At 75.2% G+C, this 16,161-nt stretch carries 13 protein-coding genes; 7 read left to right on the plus strand and 6 right to left on the minus strand.

What is annotated here, in order from left to right; all coding sequences use genetic code 11:
- The first annotated feature begins 230 nt into the window (after nucleotides 1-230).
- From LPC08_RS12765 to LPC08_RS12780, 4 genes are all read left to right on the plus strand, one after another.
- Nucleotides 231-1,313 carry a glycosyltransferase gene (locus tag LPC08_RS12765; protein ID WP_230448621.1) on the plus strand — a complete coding sequence of 361 codons (1,083 nt, stop codon included), beginning with the start codon at nucleotides 231-233 and terminating at the stop codon, nucleotides 1,311-1,313.
- Nucleotides 1,310-2,380, plus strand: a complete 1,071-nt coding sequence (locus tag LPC08_RS12770) for a glycosyltransferase family 2 protein (protein WP_230448622.1) — start codon at nucleotides 1,310-1,312, stop codon at nucleotides 2,378-2,380. The genes LPC08_RS12765 and LPC08_RS12770 overlap by 4 nt, the downstream gene beginning before the upstream one ends.
- The gene (locus LPC08_RS12775) at nucleotides 2,377-3,414 is read left to right on the plus strand and encodes a hypothetical protein (protein WP_230448623.1); all 1,038 of its coding nucleotides are present in this window, start codon (nucleotides 2,377-2,379) and stop codon (nucleotides 3,412-3,414) included. Before LPC08_RS12770 ends, LPC08_RS12775 begins: the two co-directional genes overlap by 4 nt.
- Nucleotides 3,415-3,502: 88 nt before the next feature.
- Nucleotides 3,503-6,118 (plus strand): hypothetical protein, encoded by a 2,616-nt coding sequence (locus tag LPC08_RS12780; RefSeq protein ID WP_230448624.1) that lies wholly within the window; start codon nucleotides 3,503-3,505, stop codon nucleotides 6,116-6,118.
- A gap of 16 nt (nucleotides 6,119-6,134) precedes the next feature.
- Here the strand turns inward: LPC08_RS12780 and LPC08_RS12785 are convergent, their stop codons facing one another.
- The 5 genes from LPC08_RS12785 to hydA all read right to left on the minus strand — a co-directional run bounded on the left by LPC08_RS12785 (nucleotide 6,135) and on the right by hydA (nucleotide 12,525).
- A complete protein-coding gene (locus LPC08_RS12785; protein WP_230448625.1) occupies nucleotides 6,135-7,718 on the minus strand; it encodes an FGGY-family carbohydrate kinase in 1,584 nt (527 codons plus the stop codon).
- A complete protein-coding gene (locus LPC08_RS12790) occupies nucleotides 7,718-9,007 on the minus strand; it encodes an extracellular solute-binding protein (RefSeq protein WP_230448626.1) in 1,290 nt (429 codons plus the stop codon). The genes LPC08_RS12785 and LPC08_RS12790 overlap by 1 nt, the downstream gene beginning before the upstream one ends.
- Nucleotides 9,008-9,173: 166 nt before the next feature.
- Nucleotides 9,174-10,061: a TauD/TfdA dioxygenase family protein gene (locus LPC08_RS12795; RefSeq protein WP_230448627.1), complete on the minus strand. Its 888-nt coding sequence runs from the start codon at nucleotides 10,059-10,061 to the stop codon at nucleotides 9,174-9,176.
- A gap of 99 nt (nucleotides 10,062-10,160) precedes the next feature.
- On the minus strand, nucleotides 10,161-10,778 hold the full coding sequence (locus tag LPC08_RS12800; RefSeq protein WP_230448628.1) for a TetR/AcrR family transcriptional regulator: 618 nt from the start codon (nucleotides 10,776-10,778) through the stop codon (nucleotides 10,161-10,163).
- A gap of 283 nt (nucleotides 10,779-11,061) precedes the next feature.
- Nucleotides 11,062-12,525, minus strand: a complete 1,464-nt coding sequence (gene hydA / locus LPC08_RS12805) for a dihydropyrimidinase (protein ID WP_230448629.1) — start codon at nucleotides 12,523-12,525, stop codon at nucleotides 11,062-11,064.
- A gap of 122 nt (nucleotides 12,526-12,647) precedes the next feature.
- On the opposite strand from hydA, the gene LPC08_RS12810 reads away from it, so the two are divergent.
- Both LPC08_RS12810 and LPC08_RS12815 read left to right on the plus strand, forming a co-directional pair.
- Nucleotides 12,648-13,316, plus strand: a complete 669-nt coding sequence (locus LPC08_RS12810) for a DUF2268 domain-containing putative Zn-dependent protease (RefSeq protein WP_230448630.1) — start codon at nucleotides 12,648-12,650, stop codon at nucleotides 13,314-13,316.
- A gap of 5 nt (nucleotides 13,317-13,321) precedes the next feature.
- The gene (locus tag LPC08_RS12815; RefSeq protein ID WP_230448631.1) at nucleotides 13,322-13,747 is read left to right on the plus strand and encodes a hypothetical protein; all 426 of its coding nucleotides are present in this window, start codon (nucleotides 13,322-13,324) and stop codon (nucleotides 13,745-13,747) included.
- Nucleotides 13,748-13,756: 9 nt separating this feature from the next.
- Here LPC08_RS12815 and LPC08_RS12820 read toward each other — a convergent pair whose 3' ends face one another.
- Nucleotides 13,757-15,088 (minus strand): citrate synthase, encoded by a 1,332-nt coding sequence (locus LPC08_RS12820; protein WP_230448632.1) that lies wholly within the window; start codon nucleotides 15,086-15,088, stop codon nucleotides 13,757-13,759.
- Between LPC08_RS12820 and LPC08_RS12825 the strand changes: the two genes are divergently transcribed.
- The gene (locus tag LPC08_RS12825) at nucleotides 15,023-16,081 is read left to right on the plus strand and encodes a DUF2332 domain-containing protein (protein ID WP_230448633.1); all 1,059 of its coding nucleotides are present in this window, start codon (nucleotides 15,023-15,025) and stop codon (nucleotides 16,079-16,081) included. The genes LPC08_RS12820 and LPC08_RS12825 overlap by 66 nt on opposite strands.
- Nucleotides 16,082-16,161: the final 80 nt, after the last annotated feature.

The raw sequence follows: 16,161 nt of genomic DNA on the forward strand, positions 1-16,161 counted from the left end.
TCCGTGGAGGGGACAGCGTCCCCTCCCGGTCCACCGCCGGAACACCACAGCGCCACGGGTCAGGTCATCCCGCCGTCAGTATGACACGCCCGGGCGGAGTGCCTTCCGCCTACGGCAACGTGTTCGGCGGGCCCGGCAACGGCGGGCCGAGGCTTGGCGCTATCCCGCCCGGACGCTGCTCATCCTGGGCCCGTCCTGGAACGAGGCCAGCGCATGACGATCGCCCGCGCATGAAGATCGCCCTGGTTGCCCACCTCAAATACCCGATTGTGGAGCCCTTCGCCGGCGGGCTCGAGATGCACACCCACCTACTCGCCCGCCACCTGATCGCCCGCGGCCACGACGTCACCCTCTTCGCCGCCGAGGGGTCCGACCGAGCCTTGAACCTGCGGCCCTGCGGCGCCCCGACCGGCATGCCCAACACCCCGCGCGAAGCGGAGGCGATCGCCCTGCTGGAGCACCAGGCCTATGCCGGGATCGTCGATGCGATCACGGCGGGCGGCTTCGACATCGTCCACAACAACGCGCTGCACTACCTGCCGCTGGACGAGGCGCGCCGCATCGCCGCGCCGATGGTCACCAGCCTGCATACCCCGCCCTTCCGCGAGCTCGCCGATGCCGTGGCCAATCCCGGCCACGCCGACCTGCGCTTCATCGCCGTCTCCGACACGGTGGCGGCGATGTGGCGCGACATCGTGGCCGTTCCGGATGTCGTGCCCAACGGCATCGAGCTGGACCTGTTCCGGCCGAGGCTGGAAGGGCCCGTGGCCGGGCACGCCATCTGGTTCGGGCGGCTGGTCCCGGAGAAGGGCGCGCACCTGGCCATCGCCGCGGCGCGGCGCGCCGGCGTCCCCCTGCGCCTCGCCGGCCCGCGGAACGATCCCGCCTATTGGACGGACCACATCGCGCCGGCGCTGGGCGAGGGCGTCAGCTATCTCGGCCATCTCGACCACGCCGCCCTGGCGGAGCAGGTGGCCGCGGCGGCCGTGGCGGTCATCACCCCGCGCTGGGAGGAGCCCTATGGGCTGGTGGTGGCGGAGGCCCTGGCCTGCGGCACGCCGGTCGCCGGCTTCGCCCGCGGCGCCCTGCCCGAGATCGTGGATGCCTGGACGGGGTGCCTCGCCCCGGCCGACGACATCGCTGCCCTGGCCCGCGCCATCCCCGCGGCGGCGGCCCTGTCCCGCACGGATTGCCGCAGGCGCGCGGAGGAACGCTGCGACGCCCGCAGCATGGTGAGCGGCTACGAGGCGCTCTACCGCGCGGAGCTGGTGTCCCGCGAGGCGCAGGAGGCGGCGGCGCTGGCCGCGAAGTGACCTCCCCCTGCTGCGTCGTCTGCATCCCGGCGCGCAACGAGGCCGCGAGCCTTCCCGGCCTGCTGTCGGCGCTGGACCGGCAGGCTTGGTCCGGGGGCCCGCTGCGCGTGGTGCTGCTGGCGAACAACTGCACCGATGGCACCGCCGGGCTCGCCCGGTCCCTGGCGGAGACGCGGCGCGGCTTGGCCCTACGGGTACTGGAGGCGGACCTGCCGCCGGAGCGCGCCACAGTCGGCGTCGCGCGGGAGATGGCGCTGCGGGCCGGTGCCGCCTGGCTGCGCGAGGACGGGGTTCGCTCCGGGGTGCTGGTGACCACCGATGCCGATGCTCAGCCACCGCCGTGCTGGATCGCCGCCACGCTGGAGGCGATGGACGGGGTGGAGATGGTCGGCGGCGAGATCCGGCTGGCCGAGGCACCCGGCTCGCCCCTGCCTACCTGGCTGCGGGACTCGCATGCGCGGGTGGCACGCTACTGGGCGGCGGTGCGCGCCCTGGCGCATCGGATCGACCCGCTGCCACATGACCCGCCGCCACGCCATGGCGACCATACGGGTGCCAGCCTGGCCGTGGCGCTTCGCGCCTACGAGGCCGCCGGCGGCGTGCCGCCGCTGGCGACGGGGGAGGACAACGCGCTGGTCGCGGCGGTGGAACGGCAGGGCGGCCGGCTGCGCCATCCGCCCACGGTCTGGACCGCCGTCTCCGTGCGGGAGGATGGCCGCGCCCCCGGCGGCATGGCGTCGGAGCTGCGTCGCTGGCGAGGGTTCGCGGAAGGGGCGGCGCCGCACCTGCTCCCAGACGCCACAAGCTGGCTGCGTTCCCTGGCCCGGCGCCGGGCGCTGCGCGACGGCTTCCACGGCGGCCTGTCGGCCGCCGCCGCGGCGATCGGCGTGGCGTCCGCCCGGCTGGAGGCCGTGGCGCGGGAGAGCGTGAATGACATCGCCTTCGTCGCGCGTGCCGAACCCCTGCTGCCGCCCTTGCCGTGCACCGAGCAGGAGATCGCGGCCGCGACCGCGGCGATCGAGGCGCTTGCCCGGCGGCAGACAGTGGACGAGCCTGCGGCCGCATGAGGCCCATCGGTTTCTACGTCCATCACCAGGGGATCGGGCACTGGCAGCGGGCCGCCGCGCTGGTGCGCCGGATGCGCCGGCCCTGCACGCTGATCGGGACCTTCTCGGCCGCGCAGCAGCGCGCCGCCCCGGCCCCGATGCTGCCGCTGCCGGACGATGCGCCGGAGGGGGGGGCCCATGGCGATCCGGTCGGGGTTCCCGGCCTGCACTACGCGCCGCTGGGCCATGACGGGCTCCGCCGCCGCAGCGCGCGCCTGGCCGGCTGGATCGCGGAGCAGAAGCCTGCCCTGCTGGTGGTGGACGTCTCGGTGGAGGTCGCGATCCTGTCGCGGCTCTGCTCCACGCCCTTCCTCTACTTCCGCCTCGCCGGCCGGCGCGACGATCCGCCGCACATCACCGCCTTCCGCGCCGCGGAGGCGCTGCTGGCCCCCTTCCCCGCCGCGCTGGAGGCGGATGACACGCCCGGCTGGGTGAACCGCAAGACCTTCCATGCCGGCCTGCTCGCGGCGCCGCCCGTGGCCCCCTCCCGCCCCGGCGGCGGGATCGTGGTGACCTTCGGACGCGGCGGCGCCGGGGGGGACCACGATGCCCTGGTGGCGGCGGCCCGCGCGGTCCCCGGGAGACGCTGGCGCGTGCTCGGCCCCGTCACGCCGGGCACGGCCCCGCTGCCGCCGAACCTCGAACTGCTCGGCTGGCGCGAGGATGCGGCCGTGCTGCTGGCCGAGGCGGATGTGGTGGTCGGGGGCTGCGGCGACGGGCTGCTGGCGGAGGTGGCGGCGCTGGGCAAGCGCTTCCTCTGCCTGCCGGAGCCTCGCCCCTTCGACGAGCAGCGCGCCAAGGCGCATCGCCTCGGCGCGCTGGGGGCCGCGGTGGTGCGGGACCGCTGGCCCGACGAGGCGGACTGGCCCGCGCTGCTGCGCGAGGCCGAGGCGCTCGACCCCGCGCGCATCGCCGCGCTGCACGAGCCGGAGGCGCTGGGCCGGCTGGCCGGCGTCATCGAGGAGCAGGCGGAGAAGGCGGAACGCTACGGCTGAGCGCGGCCGGATTTTCGTTTCGATTTACCCATGACTTCGCCGCCCTGCTGCGCCAGGATGACGCCTCCCGTCATGCCGGAGCGAGGCCATGGGGTCGCCGCCTGACGCCACGCCGGTGCCCACGGCCTTCGAGAGCCTGGCCCTCTCGCTGGCGGAGAAGGGGCTGGGCGAATACCTGAAGCAGGACGAGGTCCGCGCGGCGATCGTCGGCGCGGTCGCCGCCGCGACGGGCGTGCCCCCCATCGCCGTCCGGCTGGGCTATGCGATGCTCGTCCTGCCCGCGGTGGAGCTGGCCGCGGGCGCGCTGAAGGACCAGGCCCGCGACCTGGCCCGCCGCGCGGCGGCGGCGGCCACGCGCCGCCTGGGCCTGCCGGCCGTGACGCGGCTGGCGGAACCGTTGCGCCGGGCCCTGGCGCAGGTGGAACTGGCCCGCGGGCAGACCGCCCGGCTGCGGGAGGCGCTGGTCGCCGCCGGCTTCGCCGCCGCCGCCGAGGCGGAGCTGGCGGTGCTGGAGCGCGAGGCGGACTTGCGGGAGCGGTCCGCCGCCGGGCGCTTCCGCGAGGAGGCGCGCGACTTCCAGGACGACGTGCGGGAGCAGCTTCTGCGGCTGCTCGGCCAGGTGGAGGCGCAGCCCGACCTGCGGCGGGAGAGCGCGCCGGACCTGGAGGGCATCCATGTCTACACCCGCGCCAACCAGCCCTGGGTGGGGCGCGAGGCGGAGATGGACCGGCTGCGCGGCTTCCGGCTCGATCCGCGCCCCTTCGCCTGGTGGTCGGTGACCGGCGCGGGCGGCATGGGCAAGAGTCGCCTGGCCTTCGAGTTCGCGCGCGTGCTCGATCACGCCGGATGGCGGGCCGGCTTCCTGCCGCGCTCGGCGGCCGGCCATGCCTGGGACCGGTGGGAGGTGCTGTTCCCGACGCTTCTCATCCTCGACGACGCCTCCACCCGCACGGAGGAGGCCGGCCGGATCATCGAAGCCCTCGCCAGCCGGGCCGGACGCCTCGACTTCCCGGTCCGGTTGCTGCTGGTCGACCGGCACGACGGCGCCGCAACCGCGCTCGGTCAGGATCTGCTGCTGCGGGAGACCTACCTGCATCCGACCCGCTTCCTGCCGGAGCCGCTGGCGCTGGGCCCCCTGCCCGACCCGGCGCTGCGCGACCTCGCCGCCCGGCTGCTGGGCGACGGCCCGGCGGAGCGGGTGGAGCAGGTGCTCCGCGCCGTCGGCCGGCTGGACGCGGGCAGCCGGCGTCCGCTCTTCCTGCGCTTCGTCGCCGAGGCGGTGCGGCGCGGGCGCGACCCGTCCGGCTGGGACCGGGCCGGGCTGCTCCGCGACCAGCTTGCCCATCTGCGGGAATCCCGCTGGCCGAAGCCGGGGGGTGGGGTGACGGAGGAGGAGCTGGACGCGGACCGGCGCCTCCTTGCCTTCGCCACCATGACCGCCGGCCTTCCCCTCCGCGATCTCGGCGCGGCCGTGGCCGCGGGCGCGCCCCTGCCCGCGCAGGTGAGTCCCGCCCAGGCCCGGCGGCTGGCCCAGATGGTGGACGCGACGGAACTGCCGGGCGGCCGGTTGCCGCCGCTGCGCCCGGACCTGCTGGGGGAGCTTTTCGCCCTCGACCTGCTGGCCGAGCGGGCGCGCCTCGCGCCTGCCGTGGCCTCGGGGCTGCTCGACGCGGCCTGGGTGCGGCAGCCCTCGGCCATGGCGTGGTTCTGCCGCGCGGCGCTGGAGGACTGGCGCGACGCGGCCGATCCCATCGCGCTGCTGGAGCATGTGCCGCCCGCGGGCGCGCGGGCCCGCTGGGCGGATGCCGTCGCGGCGGAGATCGATCTCCGGCTGGACGATCCGCCCCGGCAGGGACAAGCCCTCGCCCTGCTGGACCGGCTGCGGGCAGCCTATCCGGACGAGCCCTCCGAGGACGTGCTGATCGCGATCGACCGCGCCACGGCTCGGGCGATCGAGGCGGCGGGCGAGGAGATCGACCGCATCATCCCCCTTCTGGAAGCGGCGCTACGCCTGCCGCCGCCCGATGCGTCGCTGCCTTCGGCGCATGCGGCCCTGCGACGCGAGTTGCGGCTGGCGAGCGAGCTGGGGCCCTATGCCGCGATCTTCACCGTCCTGCCGGGGCTATGCAGGCGCCTGGGCCATCTCGACGAACGGACGGAGCGGCTGCTGCACCGTGTCGAGGCGATCCTGGACGGGCTGCCGGCCGACCATCCGGCCCTGTCCGCCGGGCGACCCATGCTCAGGCGGATACGGGGCATCCAGTCCACGGAGCGCCATGTCCACGAGACGAAGGGCCTGATGGGAACCCTCGCGGCCGCTTCGCGACGCGTGGCGTTGCTGAGTCTGATGCAGGAGGTCAGGAAGCAGCAGGCGGCGATCCGGTCCGGCCCCCTGGACGCGACGGCACGGGACGAGCTTCGCGGGACCTTCGCCTCTCTCACCTCCCTGGTGGCCGCGCCGCCCGGCGGCCTGGAGGCGGACGAGCTCTGGCAGCCATTCCTGCACGACCTCGGCACCCTGATGCGGATGGCGGTCGAGGCGGGCCTCGGCCAGGGACTGCATCCGCTCGCGGCTGCCCTGCTCGGCATCCCGCCCGGGGAATTCACGGCCGCCTGGGTGGAGGAGACGGCGCCGGACGATCCTGACGTCCGCGCCTTCCTGCTGGACGTCGCCACGGCGCCCGAGGCCCCGCCGCCGTCCTGACCGCCGCAGCGCCAGGCTAGGGCGGCAGCGCGTCCACCGCCCGCCGCTGCTCCTGCATCAGCAGGAAGCGCGCATACTGCCGGTCGAAATGCGCGCGCAGCGCCGGGTCCGGCGCGACCTCCCGCCCCGGCCCGGTCATCGCCCGCGCCGCCTCGCCCAGCGAGGGGTACAGCCCAGCCGCCGTCGCCGCGGCCATGGCCGTGCCGAGCAGCACGCTGTCCTCCTCCTCCGGCAGGACCAGGGTGCAGCCGGTGGCGTCGGCGTAGAGCCGCACCAGCAGCGGGCTGCGCGCATGGCCGCCGGTCAGGTGGATGGTGCGGATGGCGTAGCCTCGCCTCTCCAGCGCCTCCAGGATGTGGCGCGTGCCCAGCGCGATGCCCACCGCCGTGGCGTAGTAGAGCCGCGCGAGGGAATCGAAGCCGCTGTCCAGCCCCAGCCCATGGATCACCCCGCGCGCCATCGGCTCGGCCAGCGGCGAGCGGTTGCCGCTGAAATCCGGCAGCACCTGCAACGGCCCGGCCAGGCCCGGCCCCTCCTCCGCCAGCAGCTCCGCGATCCGTGCGAGCACGCGCTCATGCCCGCCGGGTCCCAGCGCCCGCCCCTCAGCATGCCAGTGCAGCAGGTGCGCGAGCAGCGCGCCCGTCGCGGATTGCCCCGCCTCGTTCAGCCAGAAGCCCGGGACCATCGCATCGCGGTGCGGCCCCCAGATCCCGGGCACGCGGCGCGGCTCCGCCGAGACGGCCATGTGGCAGGTGGAGGTGCCGGCGATCATCGCCAGCCGCCGGTCGAACTCCGTGGGCGGCAGGGCGCCGAGCAGGCCGAGCCCGCCGGCATGGGCGTCGATCAGCCCCACCCCCACGGCGCAGCCGGGGGTCAGCCCCAGCTCGGCCGCCGCCCTGGCGGAGAGCGGCCCGATACGGTGGCCGACCGGCCAGGGGGCATCGGGCAGGCCGCCGCGGCGCGGCAGGTCCGCGAGCCCGATGGCCTCCAGGAAATCCGCCTGCCAGCCCGGTGCCTCGTGGCTCAGATAGGTCCACTTGCAGGTCAGGGTGCAGGCGGAGGCCGCGACCACCCCGGTGGCGCGCCAGGCGAGGTGGTCCGTCAGGTCCATCGCCAGGGCCAGCCGACCCCAGCTCTCCGGCGCGTGCCGCTTCAGCCAGAGCAGCTTGGGCAGGTGCATCTCCGGCGACATCACGCCGCCGAGGAAGTCCAGCACGCGGTGGCCGGTGGCGGTGATCTCCACCGCCTCCGTCTCCGCCCGGTGGTCGGCCCACATCACCACGTTCCACCGGTCCTCGCCGGTGGTGGAGGCGCTCACCGGCCGCCCGGCCGCGTCCACCAGCACCAGCGAGCAGGTCGCGTCGAAGGCGAGCCCCGCCACCGCCTCCGCCGCCACGCCGCTCTCGGCCAGCGCGGCGCGGGTGGCGGCGCAGACGGCGCGCCAGATCTCCCCGGAATCGTGCTCCGCGTGATCGGGGCGCGGGCGGTGGACGGCGAAGGGATGCTCCGCGCGGCCGAGGCGGCGGCCGCGCGCATCGAACACCCCCGCCCGCGCGCTGGTCGAGCCGACATCGACCGCGACGACGACGCCGTCCTGCATCAGGCGGGCATCAGCGGCTTCACCCGCTCGATGGTCGAGGCGACCGCCTCGCGCGGGGTCTTGCGGCCGAGCACGGCGAGCTGCACCTCCTCGACGAAGACCGCCTGGGCGCGCACCGCCTCGGGGAAGGCGGGCAGCGGCACGCGGGCGTTCTTCAGCGCCTGGGCCTCGATCGCCGCCAGCGGCTGCTCCGCCCGCAGCGCCGGGTCGTCATAGGCGGAGGGGCGCACCGGCCCGTTGCCGTTGCGCGCGGCGCCGATGGTGACGGCCTTGCTGGACACCTCGCGGATGAAGCTCCAGCCCAGCTCCCGGTCGCGGGAATTGGCGGGGATGGACATGGCCCAGAACTCGGTGGGCGTCGCCATCGCGACCTTGCCGCGCAACGCCTCGGCCATCGGGAACTCGATCGCCTTCAGCTTCCCCGGATGGCGCGACTGGTCGGGGCGGTTGAGCTGCGGGTAGCGCGAGAAGGGCAGCACGGAGAAGGCGGCGCGGCCCTGCTGCAGCCAGGTCACCTGGTCATCCGTGACGGTGGTGGCGTAGCTGCGCGGCAGCGCCCCCGCCTCGAACAGCGCGCGCAGCGCGGCGAGCGCGCGCTCCAGCGCCGCCGGGTCGGGCACCAGCCTGTAGTCCTCGCCGATGAAGTCGCCGCCGAAGGCGCGCACGAAGGTGACGGGGAAGACGGCGAGGTCGCTCGCCAGCACCATCCCCACCACGGGGCGCCCGTCGGCGGCGCGGTAGGTGAGGCGCTTCGCCTGCTCCACCAGTTCCTCCAGCGAGGCGGGCGGCGCGGAGATGCCGCGCTCCTCCAGCAGCGCCTCGTTGTAGAACAGCCCGGCGGTGGCGTGGCGCACGGGCACGCCGACCAGCTTGCCGTTGACGCGCATCGAGGCGGTGAGGCCCGGCGCGATCTCCGCGAAATCCTCGATGGGCGCGGATTGCAGCAGTTCGTCCAGCGGCGCGAGCAGGGTGGCGGCGGCGGGGGTCGCACGGCTGTTCACGAGGTAGCCGACGCCGACATCCGTGCGGTCCAGGCTCGCCTCGCGGAACAGCCGGTCCTGCAACGGGTTGCTGTCCAGCGTCGTCCAGGCGGCCTCCGCATCCTGCGCCTTCCGCCAGGGGCCGAGCAGGTCGCCGGCCGGACCGGTGGTCAGGCAGTTCTGGTGGACGCGATGGCTCAGCACGTTGAGCGTTCGCGCCGCCGCGTGGCCGATGCGCGGCGCGGCCAGCATGGCGCCTGCCGCGAGCGACGTGCCCAGCAGCCCGCGCCGGGTCCAGGAACCCGTCATCCTACCCTCCTCCCCGATCCGCGCAGGACGATCCCGCGCGGTCCCTGCTCACCCGGTCCCGGTGCGCGAGGCCCGGGGACCGCCCTTGGACGCCGCCGGCCTTGCGCGGCCGGTCATGGACAGATCGTCGCGGCGACGGAGCGCCGCGACGGGTCATGATGACAGGTCAGGCCGCGCGGCCAAGCGGAACCTGATCGCCCCGCGCCGGGATCGGCACCGGCCCCTCGACCGTGGTGCGGTAGGTGACGCGGCGATAGCTAGGGTAGTCGCCGATGGCGGTGTGCAGCACGAAGGGATTGGCCCACATGGTCAACGTCCTCTCCGCCCAGCGCACGCGGCAGGTGAATTCGGGGCGGATCGCCAGCGCCATCAGATAGTCGATGATGGGCCGGCTCTCCGCCTCCGTCATGCCCTTGAAGCGGCTGAGCACGCTGTTCACCAGCATGTAGGGCTCGCCGGTCGCGGGATGGCGGCAGACCACCGGGTGCTCCGTCTCGATCCCGTCCACCGCGTCGGCGCCGGCCTGGGTCAGCCCCTGGTGCTTCGCGTTGATGGCGAAGACGCCCTTGCCGCTGTGGATGCCGGTCAGCCCCTCCAGGAAGGACTTCATCCCCGGCGAGAGCGAGCGGTAGGCGAGCGCCAGGTTGGCGAAGCAGGTGTCGCCGCCCACCGGCGGGATCACCTCGCCCCACAGCATGGTGATGCCCGGCGGACGTTCCATCCAGGCGAGGTCCATGTGCCACTCCTCGCCGATCACCTTGCCCTTGTCGTCCGGCTCGCGGACGAAGCGCACGACATCCTCCAGCCCCGGCATGGGGGTGTGGACGGGGTTGCCGCTGAAGGGGCCGAAGGCCTCCCGCACGGCATGCAGCAACTCGGGGCTGAGCGCCTGGTCGCGGATGGCCAGGACGTGGTGCTGGTCGAGCGCGCGCTTCAGCTCGGCGACGGTCTCCGCGCCACGGTCGCGGGCGAGGTCGACGCCGACCACCTCGGCGCCGAGCGCGCCGGTGATCGGCCGCACCTCGAAGCGGGTGAAGCGGGGGTCGCGGTACATGGGCTGTCTCCTCCGGTCCCGCCGGCCCGGTCGTTGCGGGCAGGGGTTACTTACCTGAAAGTCAGTCTCCGCCCCCGCCGGCCCTGCCGTCAACGAGAATCAGCCCGCCCGCGGTCCCCAGGCGGCGGCGATGATCCGACCCAACGCCGCGAACAGCGCCTCCACCTCCTCGAACCGCCCGCTGTCCTGGGTCATCGGCCCGCAGGAGAGCAGCGTGGCGCGCAGGATGCGGCTGACGTCGCCCACGGGGGTGGAAAGCCGCAGCTCACCCGCCGCCACCGCCTGCCCCACCGCATGGCGCAGGTCGCGGTCATAGGCGCGGTCCACCCGTTCCAGCGCCGCCGCCGCCGGGGCGCCCAGCACGGGCAGGTCCAGCCGCAGCCGCGCGATCGGGCTCCAGACGTTGCGGTCCTCGGGGCGCGGGTTGAAGCGGCGGTGGAAGCGGCGCAGATCCTCCACCTGCCGGGTCAGCCGGTCGGCGAAGCGCGCCTCGCCCCCGGCCCAGAGCTGCGCGATGCGCGCCTCCGCATCCGTGGCGAAGCCCTCGATCAGCTCCTCCATCAGCCGCTGCTTGCTGCCGAAATGATGGTGGATGTTGGCGCGCGTGACGCCGATGGCCGTGGCCAGGTCGCCGAAGCTGAAGCCGTCATGGCCGCGCAGGACGTACAGCTCGCCGGCCAGGGCGCGGATGCGGTCGCGGGTGGGGAGGTCGGTCATCGTCGCGCCCGTTCCCCGTGGGAGGCTCCGCCTCCCCCGATACCCCCTCCGCCGGGGGCACGGCCGGCCCCCGGACCCCGGCGGGAGTCCGCCATCGTCTGCCGGCGGTTCCCGCAACGGTTTCCGAGGCCATGGGCATGACGGCCGCAGTCGCCGGGGAGCATCGCTCCCCGGTGCGCCCCCGCCCCGTGAACGGGGGTCCAGGGGCTCTGCTCCTGGCGGAGTGGGGGTATCGGGGGAGCGGCAGCGCCTCTCCCCCGGAGGCCCGTCACGCCATCCCCATTCACGCCACCCCGGCCGGCGCGCCGTCGAACCCGTCCGGCAGGCGCCCCGTCGGCCGCGCCACCGCGCCGGGCCTGCGGGGCAGCCAGCGCCCGGTGCCCGGCTCGGCCGTCACCTTGCCGTCGCGCATCACCACGCCGCCGCGGGCGATGGTCGCCACGGGCCAGCCGGTGACCTCGATGCCCTCGAAGGGGGTGTAGTCGATGGCGTGCTGCATCAGCGCGTTGGTCAGCGTCACGCGCTTCTGCGGGTCCCACAGCGCCAGGTCGGCATCCGCGCCCACGGCGATGCTGCCCTTGCGGCCGTCGAGGCCGAGGATGCGCGCCGGGTTGGTCGCGCTGATCGCGACGAACTGCTCCAGGCTGATGCGCCCCTTGGACACGCCTTCCGAGAAGAAGACCGGCAGCCGCGCGGCGAGGCCCGGGATGCCGTTGGGGATCTGGTCGAAGGAGGCGCCGCGGCCGTTCTTCGCCTTGCCGCGCGTGCCGCCATAGGAGAAGCCGCAATGGTCGGAGGAGACGACGTCCAGCACGCCGCGCCGGATCATCTCCCAGATATGGCCATGCTGCGCCGCGTCGCGCGGCGAGGGGCTGCACATGAACTTCGCGCCCTCGAAGCCGTCCTCGCCGGGGCGGTCCATGTCCTTCGCCGTCAGCGTCACGTACTGCGCGCAGGTCTCGCCGGTGACCTTCACGCCGCGCGCCTGGGCGGCGGCGATCTCCTCGGCGGCCTCGCGGCAGGAGACGTGGAAGATCTGGATCGGCTGGTCGATCAGCTCGGCCAGCGCGATGGCGCGGTGCGTCGCCTCCTGCTCCACCACCGGCGGGCGGGAGACGGCGTGGTAGGCGGGACCGGTCTTGCCCGCCTCCAGCAGCTTGCGCGTGCGCCAGAGGATGGCGTCGTAGTTCTCGCAGTGCACGTGCACCATCAGCCCGTGCTTCCGCGCGGCGGCGAGGACGCGCAGGAAGTCGCCATCCGGCAGGTGCAGCGTGTCGTAGGTGAGGAAGGCCTTCAGGCTGCCGACGCCCTCCGCGATCACCTGCGGCAGCTCCTCCTCCATCACCCGGTCGGAGGGGTCGGCGATGGTCTGGTGGAAGCTGTGGTCGATCATGCCCTGCGCGGCGCGCTCGCGGTTGGCGCGGAAGATCTCCAGGATGCCACCGCCCTTGAACTGCGGGTTGAAGCAGCAGACGGAGGTGGTGCCGCCGGCGAAGGCGGAGACGCTGGCGGTCCGGAAGGTCTCCTCGTGGATGCTGCCGTCGGGCTGCGGCTCCTCGATGTGGCAGTGGGGGTCCACGCCGCCGGGCAGCACCAGCAGCCCGTCCGCCTCCACCACCCGCGCGCCGTCCTTCAGCCCCTCGCCCAGCGCCGCGATGCGGCCGTCCTTCACGCCCACGTCGCAGCGCGTCGTGCCGCCGGCCGTGACCACCGTGCCGCCCCGGACGACCAGATCGAACTCCGCCATGCTTCCCTCATCCCAGGCTGCGCCGTGGGTGGCATAGACCCGGCCGGGATGGAGGGCGAGAGGGGCGACAGGGTCCCGCCGCCCGGGCAGGATGGGCGGCAGCGGGGACGGAAGGTCGCGGGATGGCGTGGCAGCTGCACTGGCTGGAGGCGGAGGGCAGCCTCGCCCCCTGGCGCGACCGGATCGGGGCGGAGATCGACGCGGCGCGGACGGCGGTGGCGCGCCTCCTGCCGCCGCCCCGTCTCGACATCCTGGTGCAGCGCCTGCCGGGCGCGGGCATTCCGGAGCTCGGCATGGTCGGGCATGCCTACCGCAAGGCGCTCTTCGCCCTGACGCTGGACCCGGACAACCCGAACTTCGCCGCCAGCCTGTCGGGCGACGCGCTCCGCCGGATGGTCGTGCACGAGGCGCATCACTGCCTGCGCATGGGCGCGGTCGGCTACAGCCGGAACCTGGGCGACGCGCTGGTCAGCGAGGGGCTGGCCGGCCAGTTCGTCCGCCGCCTGCTCGGCACCCCGCCCGAGCCCTGGGAGGCGGCGGCGACGGAGGCGGAGCTGCACGCGCACCGGCCGGACGCGGCCACGCTCGCGGCGCCGCGCTACGATCACGACGCCTGGTTCTTCGGCGCCCGTGGCCTGTATCCGCGCTGGATCGGCTACACGCTGGGCTACCGCATCGTGGCGGACTGGCTAGCGGTGGAGCCGGAGCCGGACGGGGCGCTCTGGGCCGGTGTGGCGACGGAGGCGGTGCTGGCCGCGGCACGGGGCGGCGTGCTGGCACGGGAGGGCTGACCGCCGTGGCCCGCCCGCCGAAGCCCTCCCCGCACGACCGCGCGCTGTTCGAGCAGGCGATGGCATTGGTCCGGCCGCAGGAGCCGGCGCTGCGGACGGGGGCCATGTTCGGGTGCCCGGCCGCCTTCCTGGGACGGCGGCTGGCCTTCTGCGTCTATCGCGACCGCATCGGCGCGAAGCTGCCGCCGGAGGAGGCGAGGCGGCTGCGCGCGACCGGGCTGGCCGAGGCATTCACCCCCTACGGCCGGACCGGCATGCGGGGTTGGGTATCGCTGTCGGGGCAGGAGGCCGGGCTGGCGGCGATCCTCGCCCTGGCCGTGGGGGAGGCCGGGGCGCGGCGTCAGGAGCACCGCGCGAAGCGCGTGGCACGGAAGGCCTCGGCGGCCGCCGGCCCCGGGAGCGGGCCGGGGCGTGGCGACCCGGACGCTTGATCCGCCCCGTCACACCCCCGCATAGGCCGCACGCGGCCGGATCAGCCGCCCGTCCGCGCGCTGTTCCAGCGCATGCGCGATCCAGCCCACGGTGCGGCCGGTGGCGAAGACCGCCAGCCCGGCGCCGGGCGGCAGGGCGAGGCGCTGCTCCAGCATGGCCAGCGCCACGTCGATGGTGGGCCGCAGCCCGGTCAGGGCGGCGGCGGCGGCGATCATCTCCGCCCAGATGCCCTCCGGCGGCAGCACGGCGAAGAGTGCCCCGGCGCGCGGGTCTCCCTGGGGGTAGAGGCGATGGCCGAAGCCGGGCAGCGCCTCGCCCCGCGCCAGGCGGGCGCTGAAGGCGCGCAGCGGGTCGTGGCGCACCTCCTCGCTCTCCGCCAGGGCGCGCACCAGCGGCGTCAGCCCGCCGTGGCGTGGCCCGGAGAGGGCGGCGAGCCCGGCCAGCACGCAGGCGGCCAGCGAGGCCCCGGTCGAGGCCACCACCCGCGCCGCATAGGCGGAGGCGTTCAGCTCGTGATCGGCGCACAGCACCAGGGCGCGGCGCAGCAGGTCGGCCCCGGCCTCCCCCACCCCCCAGGCGGCGGCCAGGCCGGCATGGAGGGGGCGCGCATGCGCGGGGCCGGTTGATGCCGCCCCGCCCGAGACCGAGCCGGCCACCAGCGCCAGCAGCCGCGCCGCCCCGGCGGCGATCCGCTCCGGCTGCCCGGCCCAGTCGGGGCGCGCGGCCTCCCGCGCCACGGCGCGCAGGCCCGTCTCGAAGGGGCTGCCGGCCGACGTTACGGGCGGGAGGTCCCAGGGGCCGGGCGGCAGCGGCAGGTCCCAGAGCAGGGCGGCCGCCTCCTCCAGCGTGGCCCCTTCCGACAGGCGCACGGCATCCTGCCCGCGGTAGAAGAAGCGCCCGCCCTCGATGCGGGTGAGGGCGGAGCGCAGGATCGGCTCGCCCCAGTCGGTGGTGGAGGCGGCGACCTCGCGCCGGGCGCGGCTGCGGTGCCGGCGCTCCGCCAGGGCCGCGACCTCGTGCGGGTCGTAGAGGCTGCGGCGCGGGTCGCCGGGATCGGGCCGCGCATGGAGCAGCCCGCGGCTGACATAGCTCTGACATAGCTGTAGAGGCTTTGGCGCGAGACGCCGAGGCGAGCCGTCACCGCCTCGGCCGTCAGCAGCCCGTCGGGGCGAGGCGGCATGGGGCGGGACGGCATGTTGATCGTCTCGATCAAGATTGACCGGCCACCTTCCCCGCCCTCCCCTCGCCCGGTCAAGCCGGAACGGAGGAGCCCCATGGGCGAGGCGACGACAGAGGCGGTGCTGGCTGCCTTCGGGAAGCAGGTCGGCTGGTGCGAGCAACTCGGCTCCCCCTTCACCGCGCGGCTGCTGCGCGCGCTGGCGGCGCAGATCGCGGCGAGCGGCCCGGCGGCCGGGCTGGTCGCGAACTGGCCCGGCGATCCGGTGGCCGACGCCCTGGCGCTGCGCCTGGCGGGCGGGCTGCACGCGCTGGTGCTGGCGGGCGAGGCGCCGGAGTTGGCCTCGCACTACCCGCCGCACGACCCGGCCGAACGGGGGACAGGGCTGGAGGCGGCGCTGCCGGCTGCCGTCGCCGCGCATGCCGCGTGGCTGGGCGGCTTCCTGGCCTCGCCGCCGCAGACCAACGAGGTGGCGCGCGCCGCGATCCTGCTGGGCGGCTTCCTGACCGTGGCGCGGGAAACGGGGCTGCCGCTGCGCCTGCTGGAGATCGGCGCCAGCGCCGGGCTGAACTCGCTCTGGGACCGCTTCCATTACCGGCTGGGCGATGCGGCATGGGGCGACCCGGACAGCCCGGTGCGGCTGGCGCCGGACTGGCCTGGGGGACTGCCGCCCCTGGACGCGCCGCTGCGGATCGAGGGACGGCGGGCCTGCGACCTCTCTCCGGTCGCGCTGGAGGACCCGGCGCAGCGCCTGCGGCTGCGGGCCTATGTCTGGGCGGACCAGTCGGAGCGGCTGGCGCGGCTGGACGGCGCGATCGCCCTGGCCCGGCGCTTTGGCACGGCCGTGGAGGCGGCCGATGCGGCGGCCTGGGTGCCGGCCCGGCTGGCGGAGCGGCAGGCGGGCGAGGCCACAGTGCTGTTCCACTCCATCATGTGGCTGTACCTGCCCGCCCCCGCACAGGCGGCCATCGCCGGCGCCCTGGCGGCAGCCGGGGCCGGGGCGACGCCGGACGCCCCGCTCGCCTGGCTGCGCTTCGAGACCCCGCCCGGGACGGAACGGCCGGAGCTGCGCCTGACCCTCTGGCCGGACGGGACGGAGCGGCGGCTGGCCCGAGGAGACGCGCATGGGCGCAAGGTGGAGTGGCTGGCGGGCTGACGGACCCCTCTCCTTGCTCCGGCCCGTCGTATCTGTACGAATATAACGCCCGGTGGGCGACGGCACGCGACAAGCCCCAC

The sequence above is a fragment of the Roseomonas sp. OT10 genome (assembly GCF_020991085.1).
Taxonomy (GTDB): Bacteria; Pseudomonadota; Alphaproteobacteria; order Acetobacterales; family Acetobacteraceae; genus Roseomonas; species Roseomonas cutis.

Excerpts from the sequence above, each read along its gene's own strand:
- LPC08_RS12765 (WP_230448621.1), top strand. The coding sequence starts at position 231 with ATGAAGATCGCCCTGGTTGCCCACCTCAAATACCCGATTGTGGAGCCC.
- LPC08_RS12775 (WP_230448623.1), top strand. The coding sequence starts at position 2,377 with ATGAGGCCCATCGGTTTCTACGTCCATCACCAGGGGATCGGGCACTGG.
- LPC08_RS12780 (WP_230448624.1), top strand. The coding sequence starts at position 3,503 with ATGGGGTCGCCGCCTGACGCCACGCCGGTGCCCACGGCCTTCGAGAGC.
- LPC08_RS12785 (WP_230448625.1), bottom strand. The coding sequence starts at position 7,718 with ATGCAGGACGGCGTCGTCGTCGCGGTCGATGTCGGCTCGACCAGCGCG.
- LPC08_RS12790 (WP_230448626.1), bottom strand. The coding sequence starts at position 9,007 with ATGACGGGTTCCTGGACCCGGCGCGGGCTGCTGGGCACGTCGCTCGCG.
- LPC08_RS12795 (WP_230448627.1), bottom strand. The coding sequence starts at position 10,061 with ATGTACCGCGACCCCCGCTTCACCCGCTTCGAGGTGCGGCCGATCACC.
- LPC08_RS12800 (WP_230448628.1), bottom strand. The coding sequence starts at position 10,778 with ATGACCGACCTCCCCACCCGCGACCGCATCCGCGCCCTGGCCGGCGAG.
- hydA (WP_230448629.1), bottom strand. The coding sequence starts at position 12,525 with ATGGCGGAGTTCGATCTGGTCGTCCGGGGCGGCACGGTGGTCACGGCC.
- LPC08_RS12810 (WP_230448630.1), top strand. The coding sequence starts at position 12,648 with ATGGCGTGGCAGCTGCACTGGCTGGAGGCGGAGGGCAGCCTCGCCCCC.
- LPC08_RS12825 (WP_230448633.1), top strand. The coding sequence starts at position 15,023 with ATGGGCGAGGCGACGACAGAGGCGGTGCTGGCTGCCTTCGGGAAGCAG.